This window comes from Pantoea anthophila, assembly GCF_026104315.1.
In the GTDB taxonomy this organism is placed as follows: domain Bacteria; phylum Pseudomonadota; class Gammaproteobacteria; order Enterobacterales; family Enterobacteriaceae; genus Pantoea; species Pantoea anthophila.
The window spans coordinates 410,318-424,079 of the sequence record NZ_CP110473.1; the positions used below are offsets into that span (position 1 = coordinate 410,318).

The following is a 13,762-nucleotide window of genomic DNA, read 5'->3' on the forward strand; positions in this document are numbered from 1 at the left end:
CGGCGCGCAGGGTGCGCAGTGCGGAATGCCGCTTTACGGAGGAGGCAAAATGGATGAGTTTAAACCGGAAGATGAGTTAAAACCTGACGCCAGCGACCGCCGTCCCTCGCGCCCTCGTAAGTCGTCTACCGCAGCCAGAATACCGGTTTCGCGCCAGCGCATCATGATGGGCGTCGGGATTCTGGTTCTGCTGTTACTGGTTCTGGGGATTGGTTCCGCGCTCAACGGCCCTGATGAGAAAAAACCCGCGTCAGCGGGCACTACGCCTGCTGCGGGTGGCAGCACCGGCAGTGAGAAGAACATCGACCTGACCGGCTCCTCTTCCATGTCTGGCGCTCAGAACACGCCGGCCACCACCGACAATAACGCGGCGGCCAGCGGTGAGGCGGCGTCCGGCCAGGCGCGTGACGTCTCAATGCCGCCTGTTGCCTCTACGCCGACCCAGGCTGCACCGGTTGACGCCCCAGCGAATCAGCAGCGCGTCACCTTGCCAGGCGATCTGAACAGTGCGCTGAGCAATCAGCAGCAGCAGGTCGACAGTGCGGCAATGGGCTCGCAGGGCGGCAGCTCACTGCCGACCGCGCCTGCCACCGTCAGCGGCAATGCCGGAACGGCGGCGAATCCCGTTACCGCACCGGTGACGCGTCAGACGCCAGCCCGCTCAAACGCGGCCTCCCGTCCGGCGCACGACACCGTGCACAAAGCGGCTGCGAAGCCGGCAACCCGCGACAGCAAAACACACACGACGCCAGCACGGTCACCCGTCAGTTCTGCGCCCGCTACATCGGCAGCAGGCAGCAGCACGGCCAGCAAATCACTGCCAGGCGGCAGCTACACCCTGCAGCTGAGCGGCGCGTCTAAAGCAGAAAGCCTGAATGCCTGGGCGAAGCAGCAGAATCTGAGCGGCTATCACGTCTACAAAACCACCCGCAATGGTCAGGCGTGGTATGTGCTGGTGAGCGGCTCCTATGCCACACCGGCTGATGCCAAACGCGCTGTCGCCTCGTTGCCTGCAGACGTACGCGCGAAAAACCCGTGGGTAAAACCGGTCAGCCAGGTGAAGAAAGAAGCCAGTCAATAGCGGACAGGGGGCCAGTCTCTGGCCCCGTTTTAAGCGCAGATCTGCTGTCGGTCCAGCCACAGCCTCACAATAAGATGTAATTACCACGACAGCATGAAAAAAAATCGCGCTTTCCTGAAATGGGCAGGGGGAAAATTTCCCCTAGTCGAAGAGATCCATCGCCATCTGCCGCAAGGCGACTGCCTGGTCGAGCCATTTGTTGGCGCGGGTTCGGTGTTTCTGAACACCGACTTTGATCGCTATCATCTCGCTGACATCAACAGCGACCTGATTAATCTCTATAACATCGTCAAACTGCGCACCGCGGATTTCATTCGTGACGCGCAACTGCTGTTCACGCCGGAAGGGAACACCGAAGCCTGTTACTACCAGCGTCGCACCGAATTTAACCTCAGCACGGATGCCTACCAGCGCGCGCTGCTGTTCCTCTATCTGAACCGCCACTGTTATAACGGCCTCTGCCGTTATAACCTGCGTGGTGAGTTCAACGTGCCGTTTGGCCGCTATCGCAAACCCTATTTTCCGGAAGCTGAACTGTTATGGTTTGCCGAGCGAGCGCAAAAAGCGACGTTTGTCTGTGAATCGTACGATGTTACCCTGACCAGTGCCGGCAAAGGCTCGGTGGTCTATTGTGACCCCCCTTATGCGCCGCTATCGGCAACGGCCAACTTTACGGCTTATCACACCAACAGCTTCAGCCTGCGTGAGCAGGAGAATCTGGCGATGCTGGCGGCACAGCTGGCCGCGTCGGAACACCGGATTCCGGTACTGATTTCTAACCACGACACTGCACTGACGCGTCTGTGGTATCAGGATGCAGTGTTACATGTGGTCAAAGCCCGGCGTTCTATCAGCCGGAGCATAACCGGTCGCACCAAGGTCGACGAACTGCTGGCACTTTATCGCTAGTCTGTTTCGTCCGCGACCAACGCATTACGCCAGCCTAAGTGCTGGCGCACAACAGTGGGAGAATCGGATGAAACAATATTTGCTGGCCCCTTCAATCCTGTCGGCGGACTTTGCCCGCCTGGGCGAAGATACAGCCAAAGCGCTGGCGGCCGGAGGTGACGTGGTTCACTTCGACGTGATGGACAACCACTACGTGCCAAACCTGACCATGGGGCCGATGGTGCTGAAAGCCCTGCGTGACTATGGCATCACCGCCCCTATCGATGTGCATCTGATGGTGAAACCCGTCGATGCGCTGATCCCGGAATTCGCCAAAGCGGGTGCCACCTATATCACCTTTCATCCCGAAGCCAGCGAACACGTTGACCGCACCCTGCAGCTGATTAAAGAGCATGGCTGCAAAGCCGGTCTGGTCTTTAACCCGGCGACCCCACTGAGCTACCTCGATTACGTCATGGATAAGCTGGATATCATTCTGCTGATGTCCGTAAACCCGGGCTTTGGCGGTCAGTCATTTATCCCGGGCACCCTGGATAAACTGCGTGAAGCGCGCCGGCGTATCGATCAGAGCGGCTATAACATCCGTCTGGAAGTGGATGGCGGTGTGAAGATCGACAACATTGGTCAGATTGCCGCCGCCGGTGCCGACATGTTTGTTGCCGGTTCCGCCATCTTCGGTCATCCCGACTATAAAAAAGTCATCGACGACATGCGCAACGAACTGGAGAAGGCCAATGGCTCATTTCACTGATATTCGTGCGCTGGCGTTCGATCTGGATGGTACCCTGGTGGATAGCGCACCCGGCCTTGCCGAGGCTATCGACCGCACGCTGAACGACCTGCGTCTGCCGCAGGCGGGCCTGGCGCGGGTCTCCACGTGGATTGGCAACGGTGCCGATATCATGATGGCGCGCGCGCTGACCTTTGCGCTGGGCCGCGAACCGCAGCCGGAAGAGCAGCGCGATGCGCGGGCGCTGTTTGACCGGCACTACGCTGATACCGTGGAGGCGGGCAGTACGCTGTTTCCGCACGTGAAGCAGACGCTGGCAGCCCTTAAGGCGAGCGGACTGCCGATGGCGATTGTCACCAATAAGCCGACGCCGTTTGTGGCGCCGCTGCTGGAATCGCTGGGGATTGCCGATGCGTTTTCGCTGATTATTGGTGGCGATGATGTGCCGGTTAAAAAACCGCATCCGGCCGCCATTTTTATGGTGCTTGGCACCTTTGGGGTGCTGCAGGATCAGTTGCTATTTGTCGGCGACTCCCGCAATGATATCCAGGCGGCGCAGGCGGCAGGCGTGCCCAATGTGGCCATGACCTATGGCTATAACTATGGCGAGCCGATTGCCACCAGCCAGCCCGATTTAACTCTCGACTCTTTCGACGAACTTTTGCCCGCTCTGGGGCTGTAAATATCAGGACTTAAGTATGAAACCCATCGTTTTCAGCGGCGCACAGCCGTCCGGCGAACTGACCATCGGCAACTATATGGGTGCGCTGCGTCAGTGGGTGCAGATGCAGGATGATTACCACTGCATTTACTGCATCGTTGATCTGCATGCTATCACCGTGCGTCAGGACCCTGCCGCACTGCGTAAAGCGACGCTGGACACGCTGGCGCTCTACCTTGCCTGCGGCATCGACCCGCAAAAAAGCACCATCTTTGTTCAGTCCCATGTGCCGGAGCATACGCAGCTGAGCTGGATCCTGAACTGCTACGCCTATTTCGGTGAGCTGAGCCGCATGACGCAGTTCAAGGATAAATCCGCACGCTACGAAGAGAACATCAATGCCGGTCTGTTCGACTATCCGGTGCTGATGGCGGCGGACATTCTGCTCTATCAGACCCATCAGGTGCCGGTCGGTGAAGATCAGAAACAGCATCTGGAGCTGAGCCGTGATATCGCGCATCGTTTCAATGCGCTGTATGGCGACATCTTCAAGGTGCCGGAGCCGTTCATTCCGAAGTCTGGCGCGCGCGTAATGTCGCTGCTGGAACCGACGAAGAAGATGTCCAAGTCTGACGACAACCGCAACAACGTGATCGGCCTGCTGGAAGATCCGAAAGCGGTGGTGAAGAAGATTAAACGCGCCGTCACCGACTCTGAAGAACCACCAGTGGTGCGCTACGACGTGAAAGAGAAGGCGGGCGTCTCTAACCTGCTGGATATTCTGTCGGGCGTGACCGGTCAGAGTATCGCCGAGCTTGAGCAGGCGTTTGAGGGCAAGATGTATGGCCATCTGAAAGGTGCAGTGGCGGATGCGGTGTCGGGCATGCTCTCTGAGCTGCAGGAGCGTTATCACACCTTCCGCAACGACGAAGCGCTGCTGGAGCAGGTGATGCGTGATGGCGCGGCGAAAGCACGCGCACAGGCGCAGGAAACCCTGAAGAAGGTGTATGAGGCGGTGGGCTTCGTTGCGATGCCGTAACGGCTGAGCAGTCAATGAAACGGCGGACATGATGTCCGCCGTTTTTATTTGTCGATTGAGAACCAGCGCAGCGTCTCGCGCAGACTGACCACGCTGCCAATGATGACCAGGCCCGGACTGCTCACCTGTCCGGCCAGACTCTCCAGCTCGCTCAGCGTGCCGGTCACCACCCGCTGATGCGCTGTGGTGCCGTTCTCCACCAGCGCCACCGGCATATCGCTGCGCATCCCGTGTCGGATCAGCTGCTGCGCTATCTCTGCGGCCTGCGTCAGCCCCATGTAAAAGACCAGCGTCTGCTGTTCCGCCGCCAGCGTCTGCCAGGCGAGGGTGCCCGTTTTCTGCAGATGGCCGGTAACCAGCCTGACGCTCTGCGCATGATCGCGGTGGGTCAGGGGAATGCCGCTGTAAGCCGCGCAGCCTGACGCGGCGGTGATCCCCGGCACCACGCTGAAAGGGATCTGCTGCTGCGCCAGCGCCTCCAGCTCTTCGCCGCCTCGTCCAAAGATAAAGGGATCGCCCCCTTTCAGCCGTACCACCCGCTTTCCGCGCTGCGCCTGTTCGCAGAGCAGCTGATTAATCGACGCCTGCGGCACGCAGTGATGTCCGGCGCGTTTACCCACGAAGATACGCTCGGCATCGCGGCGTACCAGATTCAGGACAGCATCGGAGACCAGGCGGTCATAGACGATGACGTCCGCCTGCTGAATAAGCTGTAAGCCTTTCAGGGTCAGTAGTCCGGCATCGCCCGGCCCGGCACCGACCAGTGCCACCTCCCCCTGGCGGGCCGGGTCGGCGTCAAAAAGCGCGTCAGCGATCTGCTCTGCACGCGGCCTGTCGCCGTTCGCCAGCGATTGCGCCAGTCGCTCGCTGAGAAAGAAGCGCTCCCAGAAGCGGCGGCGGGCACCTGGCGCGCCATACTGCTTTTTCACCCGCGCGCGCAGGTGACCGGCCAGCTGCGCCAGCTGGCCGAGATGTTGCGGCAGTCTCGCCTCCAGCTTCTCCCGCAGCAGGCGCGCCAGTACCGGTGCCCGTCCGCCGGACGACACCGCCACCATCAGCGGGGAACGATCGATGATCGATGGCACAATCGCGCTGGCCTGCTGCGGTGCATCCACCAGGTTGCAGAAGATCTGCTGCCTTTCCGCCGCTTCCGCCACCTGCTGATTGACCGCGTTGTCGCTGGTGGCGGCCACCACCAGCCAGCAGCCGTTCAGCCAGTGCGGATCGAAATGTCCCGGCAGCAGCGTAACCGCACGCTGCTGTGCCCACGCCCGGAAGGCGGGCGAAAAATCAGGGGCACCCACCCGGAGTTCGGCACCGGCTTCCAGCAGCAGGCGGGCTTTGCGCTCCGCCACATCACCCGCACCCACCAGCAGACAGCGCCGGCCCTGCAGGCGGCAGAAGAGGGGGAAGTAGTCCATCAGCGATCCTTAAAAAAGCCCGCCGGAGCGGGCTGTGAAGAGAGTTACAGGCAGACTTCGACCTGTCCGGCATTGACCCGCACCGGCCAGGCGGCCACGTTGCGCGAGGCATCCTCCATACAGACACCATCGCTGAGACGAAAACGCTGCTTTTTCAGCGGGCTGGCCACCCAGAGCGCATCCTGATGTTCCGCGATGATGCCGCGCGACAGCACACTGGCCCCGGCGAACGGGTCGATATTGCTGATGGCATAGAGCTGTTCATCATTGCGTGGACGGAAGATGGCGATCTGCTCGCCGTTGACCAGCGCACAGACGCCCGTTGCGGGCAGGATCTGCGTCAGCGCGCACACCGGATGCCACTGGCTCATAATTTCGTCTCCTCTGTCAGGGTGATGGCAATACGCTCATTGGCGCGGGCCGGACGGTGCTGGTCGCGTTCGGCCACCCGCTGTATGCCAGGGTCGCGCTGCGGCGAGTTGATAAAGTGGGCGAAGCGCGACAGGGACGGTTCCTCTTCCAGCGTCACTTTCCATTCGCAGCGGACAGTGGCGCGCAGCGCAGCCAGCTGCTGCTCCAGCTGGCTGTTGAGACCGAGCCGGTCATCCATGATCACCGAACGCAGATAGTCGATGCCGCCCTCCATGCTCTCCAGCCACAGCGAGGTGCGCTGCAGACGATCGGCAGTACGGATATAGAACATCATGAAGCGGTCAAGCGCGGCGATCAGGGTCTCCTGATCCAGATCGGCGGCCAGCAGGTCGCCATGCCGCGGCTTCATGCCGCCGTTGCCGCAGACGTAAAGGTTCCAGCCTTTTTCGGTGGCAATGATGCCGACATCTTTCCCCTGGGCTTCCGCGCACTCGCGGGTGCAGCCGGAGACGCCAAATTTCATCTTATGCGGGGTGCGGATGCCTTTGTAACGGTTCTCCAGCGTCACGCCCAGAGCGAGACTGTCGCCGACTCCATAGCGGCACCAGGCGCTGCCGACGCAGGTTTTCGCCATTCGCAGTGCCTTAGCGTAGGCCTGGCCGGTTTCGAAGCCGGCGTCGATCAGCTGTGACCAGATGGCGGGCAGATCATCTTTCTGCGCCCCGAAAAGGCCGATGCGCTGTGAGCCGGTAATTTTGGTGTAGAGCTGGTAGCGTCCGGCGATCTCACCTATCGCTTTCAGTCCCTGCGGCGTGATTTCCCCACCGGGGGAGCGCGGGATCACGGAGTAGGTGCCATCCTTCTGAATATTGCCCAGGCAGAGGTCATTGCTGTCCTGCAGCGGGGCGTGCTGGGGTTTGAGCACATACTCATTCCAGCAGGAGGCGAGCAGCGAACCCACCGTGGGCTTGCAGACTTCACAGCCGTAGCCCTGGCCATAGCGGGCCAGCAGTTCATCAAAGGTTTTGATCTCTTCCACCTGAATCAGGTGATACAGCGCCTGACGGGAATACGCAAAATGGGCGCAAAGATGGTCGCTGACCGCAATCCCCTGGCGGCTGAGCTCACTGTTGAGCACCTGTGTGAGCAGCGGAATACAGCCGCCGCAGCCGGTGCCTGCACGGGTGGTGGTTTTCAGTGCAGCCACGGTGTGGCAGCCCGCCTGTACCGCCTGCACAATATCGCCTTTAGTGACGTCGAAGCAGGAGCAGATTTGCGCGCTCTCCGGCAGAGAGTCGACGCCGATAGCCGGTTTTTCGCCGCTGCCTGCGGGCAGAATCAGCGCTTCCGGCTGGTCAGGCAGCGGAATCGCGTTCAGCACCAGCTGCAGCAGGTTGCCATAGTCGCGGGTGTCGCCCACCAGCACGGCCCCCAGCAGGGTTTTCTGATCCTCACTGAGAATCAGGCGTTTATAGATCGATTTGCCTTCGTCCAGCCAGACCACGCTGCGGGCACCCGGCGTGATGCCGCGCGTATCACCAATCCCGCCGACATCGACCCCGAGCAGCTTGAGTTTCGCGCTCATGTCCGCGCCGGTAAAGGCATTGTCGCGGCCCAGCAGATGGTCGCTGGCAACCTGGGCCATTTTGTACCCCGGTGCCACCAGGCCATAGGCCCGATTCTGCCAGGCGGCACATTCACCTATCGCGTAGATAGCGGGGTCGCTGGTGCGACACTGGTCATCAATCGCGATGCCGCCGCGCGGCCCCAGCGTCAAGCCACACTGCTTCGCCAGCGCGTCCTGCGGACGGATACCGGTGGAGAAGACGATAAAATCGACCGCCAGCGTGCTGCCATCGGCAAACTGCAGCGTTTTGCCGCCCTGTGCATGATGCACAATCTGTTGGGTATTTTTGCCGGTGTGGACCCGTACACCCATCTCTTCGATCCTGCGACGGAGCTGCTCTCCGCCTTGCTGATCCAGCTGTTCTGCCATCAGCACGGGGGCAAATTCTATAACGTGGGTTTCTATGCCCAGATTTTTCAGAGCACCCGCCGCTTCCAGGCCCAGCAGACCCCCGCCAATCACCGCGCCACGTGAGCTGCGGCGTGAGCAGGCCTCAATCGCATCAAGATCCTCAAGGGTGCGGTAGACAAAGCAGTCGCTGCCGTCCGCTCCCTTAATCGGCGGGACCCAGGGATAAGAGCCGGTGGCAAAAATCAGCGTGTCGTAGCGGACCGTGCGACCGGTGCTGGAGTGGATCAGTTTCTCATCACGGTTAAGGGCGATGGCGCGCTCGCCCAGCAGCAGCGTGACCTGATGTTTCTCGTAATACCCTTTACGCACCAGCGAGAGTTCTTCTGCGGTGTGGTGGGAGAAGTAAGCCGAGAGGTGGACACGATCGTAGGCGACGCGCGGTTCTTCACAAAAGACGGTCAGCGAAAACCGGTCAGGTTCCGCTTTCTCCATTAACTCTTCTATGAAGCGGTGGCCGACCATGCCGTTACCGATAACGACGACATTGTGCTTGCTCATTTTTGCCTCAGATTTGCGATTTCTGCGGCTACAATAGCGCGCCCTTTCTGGCGCTTATTGATGTACATCAACCACCCGGCCATATACCTATTTAGAGTTAGGTGGTTGATTTGAATTGATTTTATCCGGAAGAGCTAACCCGCTGATAATCCGGTATTGCGGCCGGGACGACGATTCGTGCTAGTTTTAACCAAAACCCGGATAAGGAGCTGGCAATGCGGTCACCCAAGTGGATTAACAACGTGCGTTTACCCTGGCGGGAAGGTCTGTGGCAGATCGAAATTGCCGACGGCAGGATTGTCCGCCTCTCGGCCCAGCCCCAGCAGGCGACACCGGCCGATCAGTCACTGGACGGCGAGGGCGGTCTGGCCTGTGCGCCCTTTATTGAGCCACACATTCATCTGGATACCACCCAGACCGCGGGTCAGCCCGCGTGGAATCAGTCCGGCACCCTGTTTGAAGGCATAGAGCGCTGGGCGGAACGCAAGGCGATGCTCAGTCACGAGGATGTTAAACAGCGGGCGATGCAGACGCTGAAGTGGCAAATCGCCAACGGCATCCAGTTTGTTCGCACCCACGTTGACGTCTCCGATCCCTCCCTGACGGCGCTCAAAGCGATGCTGGAGCTGAAGGCTGAGGTGGCCCCCTGGATAACCCTGCAGATCGTCGCCTTTCCGCAGGAGGGGATCCTCTCCTATCCCAACGGGGAGGCGCTGCTGGAGGAGGCGCTGCGGCTGGGTGCTGATGTGGTCGGGGCGATTCCGCACTATGAATTTACCCGCGAATATGGCGTGGAGTCGCTGCATAAGACCTTTGCGCTGGCGAACCGCTACGACCGGCTGATCGATGTTCACTGCGATGAGATCGATGATGAGCAGTCGCGCTTTGTGGAAACCGTGGCGGCGCTGGCCCACCGCGACGGCAACGGCGCACGCGTGACCGCCAGCCACACCACCGCCATGCACTCCTATAACGGTGCCTACACTTCGCGGCTGTTCCGCCTGCTGAAGCTGTCGGGCATTAACTTTGTCGCGAACCCGCTGGTCAATATTCATCTGCAGGGGCGTTTCGACACCTATCCTAAGCGGCGCGGCATTACGCGGGTGAAAGAGATGCTGGAGGCGGAGATCAACGTCTGCTTCGGTCACGACGACGTGTTTGATCCCTGGTATCCGCTCGGAACTGCCAGCATGCTGCAGGTGTTGCACATGGGCTTACATGTCTGTCAGCTGATGGGCTACGAGCAGATTGATGCGGGGCTGGATCTGATTACGCATAACAGCGCGAAGACGATGCAGCTTGCAGGCTATGGCATTCAGAGCGGCAACGAGGCGAGCCTGATCATTCTGCCGGCTGAGAGTGGCTTTGATGCGGTGAGAAGGCAGGTTCCGGTGCGCTACTCGGTGCGGCGTGGTGTGGTGGTGGCGGAGACAAAACCGGCGGAAAGTGAAATTTACTGGCGGGAGCGGGAGCGCATAGATTTCCGGCGTTAACGAGCAGGGCGGCGATGAATCGCCGCCCTGAAGCATTAATGCGTGATGTGACCGTGCGTACGATGACGGCTGACAAAGCCGAGCAGCGCACACATGACAAACACCACCGCGTAAAGCGCGTTGGCGGTCGCCAGTGCCGTGTGCACTCCGCTTTTCTCAACGATAGGCGCCGTCACTACGAAGGTCAGCATGGTGCCGACGGTGCCACAGGTCAGGATAAAGTTGACCAGCTTCGGTGAGGCGACTTTGGTCTGCAGCGAACCCAGCGTGATGATGGTGGTGTAGATCGCACTGGAGCTGAAGCCAAGAATCATGATGATCCATTTCAGCATGCCGGCATCGTTGCTGCTGACGAACCAGTACATCAGCACCGTGGCCAGACCCGCCAGCACCATCAGAATGCGCTGCAGGTCGAAGAAGCGCAGCAGGAAGCTGAAGACCCACATGCCGACCATATAGGCTGTCCAGAAGCTGCCCACCAGCTGTCCGGCATCATTGATGTTCATGCCCATGACTTTGGTGGCATATTCGGGCACCCAGGAGATGAAGCCAAGCTGGCCGAGAATGTAGCAGAGAGCCGCCACTGACAGCAGCAGCACGCCCACACCCCATTTCTCTTTTTCCACCGTCGGGCTGTTTTCAGGCTTGCGCAGCACCGGGAACTCCACACACAGCGTCATGATGAAGATTGCGACGTAGATGAAGCCGATGCAGACGTAGACCCAGTACCACGGCAGCTGACGCGCCAGCAGGATCCCGGCTAGGACCGGAAACAGCGTGCCCGCCATGCTGAAGAAGGAGTCCGTGAAGAGCAGGCGGGAACCACGCTGACGACCCTCATACAGATGGGTGATCAGGAAGGTGCCGATCGACATGGTAATGCCGCTGACCACGCCCAGCACAAACATGCAGAGCGAGAAGATGGTCAGATCGCGGCTGGTCATTAATCCGACGATCGCCAGGACCATCAGAACGAAGCCGAAAATCAGCTGGCGCTTCAGTGGCACAATCACCATCAGCCAGGCATTCAGGAAGACCGCAGCCAGAATGCCGCTGTTGAGGAAGGTGAAGGTGTTACTCATGCTGGAGACAGGGATCTGGAAATCTTTTGCGATATCGCCCATTACCATGCCGGTAACGATTACCAGTGCGCCCGTCAGCGCATAGGAGAAAAAGCTTATCCAGGTAAGGCCAATACGATTTCGGTTTGTCATGTTCTGAACCTGTTAGGGACCGGGTGCCAAAAAGTGTCAGAAAGTGTAAACGGAACTGTGATCTTAATAAACAAGCAGTGAAACTACAGATCCAAATTTCATGTGTTGTGTGATTTTAATCACGTAATTGCTGAGGGTTAACGTTTGCGTCTCGCTTTTGCGCAGGCAGCGTAAATATAGGTAAAACGCTGGCTCTTGTATTCCATGCTCTTTACACTTAATCACTTTTTTCGATCCCCACTCTCCAGGGTAAGGAACCTTTCATGTTCAAACGTACTTTAACAGCGGCCATTACCCTGTTAGCGCTCTCATCTGTTTCCGCCCAGGCGCTGGCCGCAAAAGGCGACACGCACGTTCTGCTTACCACCTCCGCCGGTAACATCGAACTCGAACTGAATAACCAGAAAGCGCCGGTTACCGTAAAAAACTTCGTTGATTACGTTAACAGCGGTTTTTACAACAACACCATTTTTCACCGCGTGATCCCGGGCTTTATGGTGCAGGGCGGCGGTTTCACCACCGATATGCAGCAGAAGCAGACCAACGCGCCGATCAAAAATGAAGCCGATAATGGCCTGCGCAATCTGCGTGGCACCATCTCGATGGCGCGTACTGCGGATAAAGACAGCGCGACCAGCCAGTTCTTCCTCAATGTGGCGGATAACGCCTTCCTCGACCATGGACAGCGCGATTTTGGCTACGCCGTTTTCGGTAAGATTGTGAAAGGCCAGGATGTGGTTGAAAAAATTTCTCAGGTGCCGACCAAAGATGTTGGCCCTTACCAGAATGTCCCGTCTAAACCGGTCGTTATCCTCTCCGCGAAAGTCCTGCCTTAACGCCTTTTGTCGCCATCTGCGGATGGCGATCGCCCGCCGCCTCCGGCAAAGCCAGAATTTGCTCTTATACTTAGGGCAAAAACCTGAGCAGGAGGCGGCATGGCGAACAAACTCACCGAAAAACAGAAGGTCACACTGTGGCAACAGCGGCGCAGCGCTAGCTATCAGGCCAGCTGTCGGCTGGAGGGCTTCACACCGAATGAGATCAGCGTGAAGAGTGACGATGCGGAAACGCGTCTGGCGTCACTGAGGAGGCAATATGGACTCTAACAGCGCCGTCAGCCAGGACCCCTACCTGTGGCAGCACGACAATGTGCTGAAAAATCTGGCCGAAATCCACGATGCCGCCCAGTTGCGTAAGGCGGAGCTGAGCTTCAGTGCGGCGCGTCTCGCCACGCTGGAACTGGGGCCCCGCAACCCCGGTTTGCCCTGGCTGCGTCAGATTCACCGCACCCTGTTCCAGGATCTCTACAGCTGGGCCGGTGAACTGCGCACCATCGATATCTGGCGCGATGAGACGCCGTTCTGTCATTTCGAATATATCGAAAAAGAGGGCAACGCCCTGATGGCCGCGCTGGAAGAGGAGAAGGGGCTGGCTGACCTCCCGCGTGACGCCTTTATCCCGCGTATCGCCCACTACTATTGTGAAATCAACATGCTGCATCCGTTCCGCCATGGCAACGGGCGGGCCCAGCGCATCTTCTTCGAACAGCTGGCGCTGCATGCCGGGTATCTGCTGACGTGGGAAGAGACCGATGCGGAGAGTTGGAAAGCGGCTAATCAGGCTGGTGTGGCGGGCGATCTGGCTCCGCTGGAGGCGGTTTTTGCGAAAGTGGTGAGTGAGGCGGCTTAACCACGTAGAATAGCGGCGCGGTTTATCATTCTGGATCAGTCATGCTGCTGCTTATCGACAACTACGACTCCTTTACCTGGAATCTTTATCAATATTTCTGCGAACTGGATGCGCAGGTTAAGGTGGTGCGCAATGACGCCATCACGCTGGAGCAGATGGCTGCCTTACCGCTGACCCATCTGGTGATCTCCCCTGGCCCCTGTACGCCTTCGGAGTCGGGGATCTCACTGGCGGCCATCCGCCACTTTGCCGGGCAGCTGCCGGTGCTGGGCGTTTGTCTGGGTCATCAGGCTATCGCGCAGGCGTATGGTGCGCAGGTGGTGCGCGCCCGTCAGGTGATGCACGGCAAAACCTCCGCCATTCAGCACACCGGCAAAGGCGTGTTCCGCAATCTCAACAATCCCCTGACGGTTACCCGTTACCATTCGCTGATCGTGCAGCGCGAGACGCTGCCCGATGCGTTCGAGGTCACCGCCTGGAGTCTGCGCGACGGTGAGCCCGACGAGATCATGGGTTTCCGCCATAAAACGCTGGCGCTGGAAGGCGTGCAGTTTCATCCCGAGAGCATTCTCAGCGAGCAGGGTCATCAGCTGCTGCGCAATTTCCTGACGCAATAA

The 13,762-nt window shown here is 59.1% G+C and carries 14 protein-coding genes; 10 read left to right on the forward strand and 4 right to left on the reverse strand.

The window, feature by feature from the left end; all coding sequences use genetic code 11:
• Positions 1–49 precede the first annotated feature (49 nt).
• From OJ965_RS04430 to trpS, 5 genes are all read left to right on the forward strand, one after another.
• Complete coding sequence (locus tag OJ965_RS04430; RefSeq protein ID WP_265137984.1) at positions 50–1,081, forward strand: SPOR domain-containing protein; 1,032 nt, start codon at positions 50–52, stop codon at positions 1,079–1,081.
• Between the two features lie 93 nt (positions 1,082–1,174).
• On the forward strand, positions 1,175–1,990 hold the full coding sequence (dam, locus tag OJ965_RS04435; RefSeq protein ID WP_046100717.1) for an adenine-specific DNA-methyltransferase: 816 nt from the start codon (positions 1,175–1,177) through the stop codon (positions 1,988–1,990).
• A gap of 67 nt (positions 1,991–2,057) precedes the next feature.
• A complete protein-coding gene (gene rpe / locus OJ965_RS04440; RefSeq protein WP_009087670.1) occupies positions 2,058–2,741 on the forward strand; it encodes a ribulose-phosphate 3-epimerase in 684 nt (227 codons plus the stop codon).
• Positions 2,725–3,402 (forward strand): phosphoglycolate phosphatase, encoded by a 678-nt coding sequence (locus tag OJ965_RS04445; RefSeq protein ID WP_265137990.1) that lies wholly within the window; start codon positions 2,725–2,727, stop codon positions 3,400–3,402. The genes rpe and OJ965_RS04445 overlap by 17 nt, the downstream gene beginning before the upstream one ends.
• Positions 3,403–3,418: 16 nt before the next feature.
• Positions 3,419–4,420 (forward strand): tryptophan--tRNA ligase, encoded by a 1,002-nt coding sequence (gene trpS, locus OJ965_RS04450; RefSeq protein WP_009087666.1) that lies wholly within the window; start codon positions 3,419–3,421, stop codon positions 4,418–4,420.
• Positions 4,421–4,464: 44 nt separating this feature from the next.
• Here the strand turns inward: trpS and cysG are convergent, their stop codons facing one another.
• The 3 genes from cysG to nirB are packed head-to-tail and all read right to left on the reverse strand — an operon-like array spanning position 4,465 to position 8,749.
• A complete protein-coding gene (cysG, locus tag OJ965_RS04455; RefSeq protein ID WP_265137993.1) occupies positions 4,465–5,841 on the reverse strand; it encodes a siroheme synthase CysG in 1,377 nt (458 codons plus the stop codon).
• 44 nt (positions 5,842–5,885) lie between these two features.
• Positions 5,886–6,212: a nitrite reductase small subunit NirD gene (gene nirD, locus OJ965_RS04460; RefSeq protein WP_111207888.1), complete on the reverse strand. Its 327-nt coding sequence runs from the start codon at positions 6,210–6,212 to the stop codon at positions 5,886–5,888.
• Positions 6,209–8,749, reverse strand: a complete 2,541-nt coding sequence (nirB, locus tag OJ965_RS04465; RefSeq protein WP_265137997.1) for a nitrite reductase large subunit NirB — start codon at positions 8,747–8,749, stop codon at positions 6,209–6,211. Before nirB ends, nirD begins: the two co-directional genes overlap by 4 nt.
• 215 nt (positions 8,750–8,964) lie before the next feature.
• Here nirB and OJ965_RS04470 point away from each other — a divergent pair, with 215 nt between their 5' ends.
• Complete coding sequence (locus OJ965_RS04470) at positions 8,965–10,242, forward strand: cytosine deaminase (protein ID WP_276558946.1); 1,278 nt, start codon at positions 8,965–8,967, stop codon at positions 10,240–10,242.
• A gap of 35 nt (positions 10,243–10,277) precedes the next feature.
• Here OJ965_RS04470 and tsgA read toward each other — a convergent pair whose 3' ends face one another.
• On the reverse strand, positions 10,278–11,456 hold the full coding sequence (tsgA, locus tag OJ965_RS04475) for an MFS transporter TsgA (protein ID WP_265137999.1): 1,179 nt from the start codon (positions 11,454–11,456) through the stop codon (positions 10,278–10,280).
• A 263-nt stretch (positions 11,457–11,719) separates the two neighbouring features.
• Between tsgA and ppiA the strand changes: the two genes are divergently transcribed.
• The 4 genes from ppiA to OJ965_RS04495 all read left to right on the forward strand — a co-directional run bounded on the left by ppiA (position 11,720) and on the right by OJ965_RS04495 (position 13,762).
• A complete protein-coding gene (ppiA, locus tag OJ965_RS04480; RefSeq protein ID WP_111207891.1) occupies positions 11,720–12,292 on the forward strand; it encodes a peptidylprolyl isomerase A in 573 nt (190 codons plus the stop codon).
• Positions 12,293–12,391: 99 nt separating this feature from the next.
• Positions 12,392–12,562: a YhfG family protein gene (locus OJ965_RS04485; protein WP_009087653.1), complete on the forward strand. Its 171-nt coding sequence runs from the start codon at positions 12,392–12,394 to the stop codon at positions 12,560–12,562.
• Positions 12,552–13,145 carry a putative adenosine monophosphate-protein transferase Fic gene (locus OJ965_RS04490; RefSeq protein ID WP_009087652.1) on the forward strand — a complete coding sequence of 198 codons (594 nt, stop codon included), beginning with the start codon at positions 12,552–12,554 and terminating at the stop codon, positions 13,143–13,145. Before OJ965_RS04485 ends, OJ965_RS04490 begins: the two co-directional genes overlap by 11 nt.
• A gap of 41 nt (positions 13,146–13,186) precedes the next feature.
• Entirely contained in the window at positions 13,187–13,762 is a 576-nt protein-coding gene (locus tag OJ965_RS04495) for an aminodeoxychorismate/anthranilate synthase component II (RefSeq protein WP_009087650.1), read from the forward strand.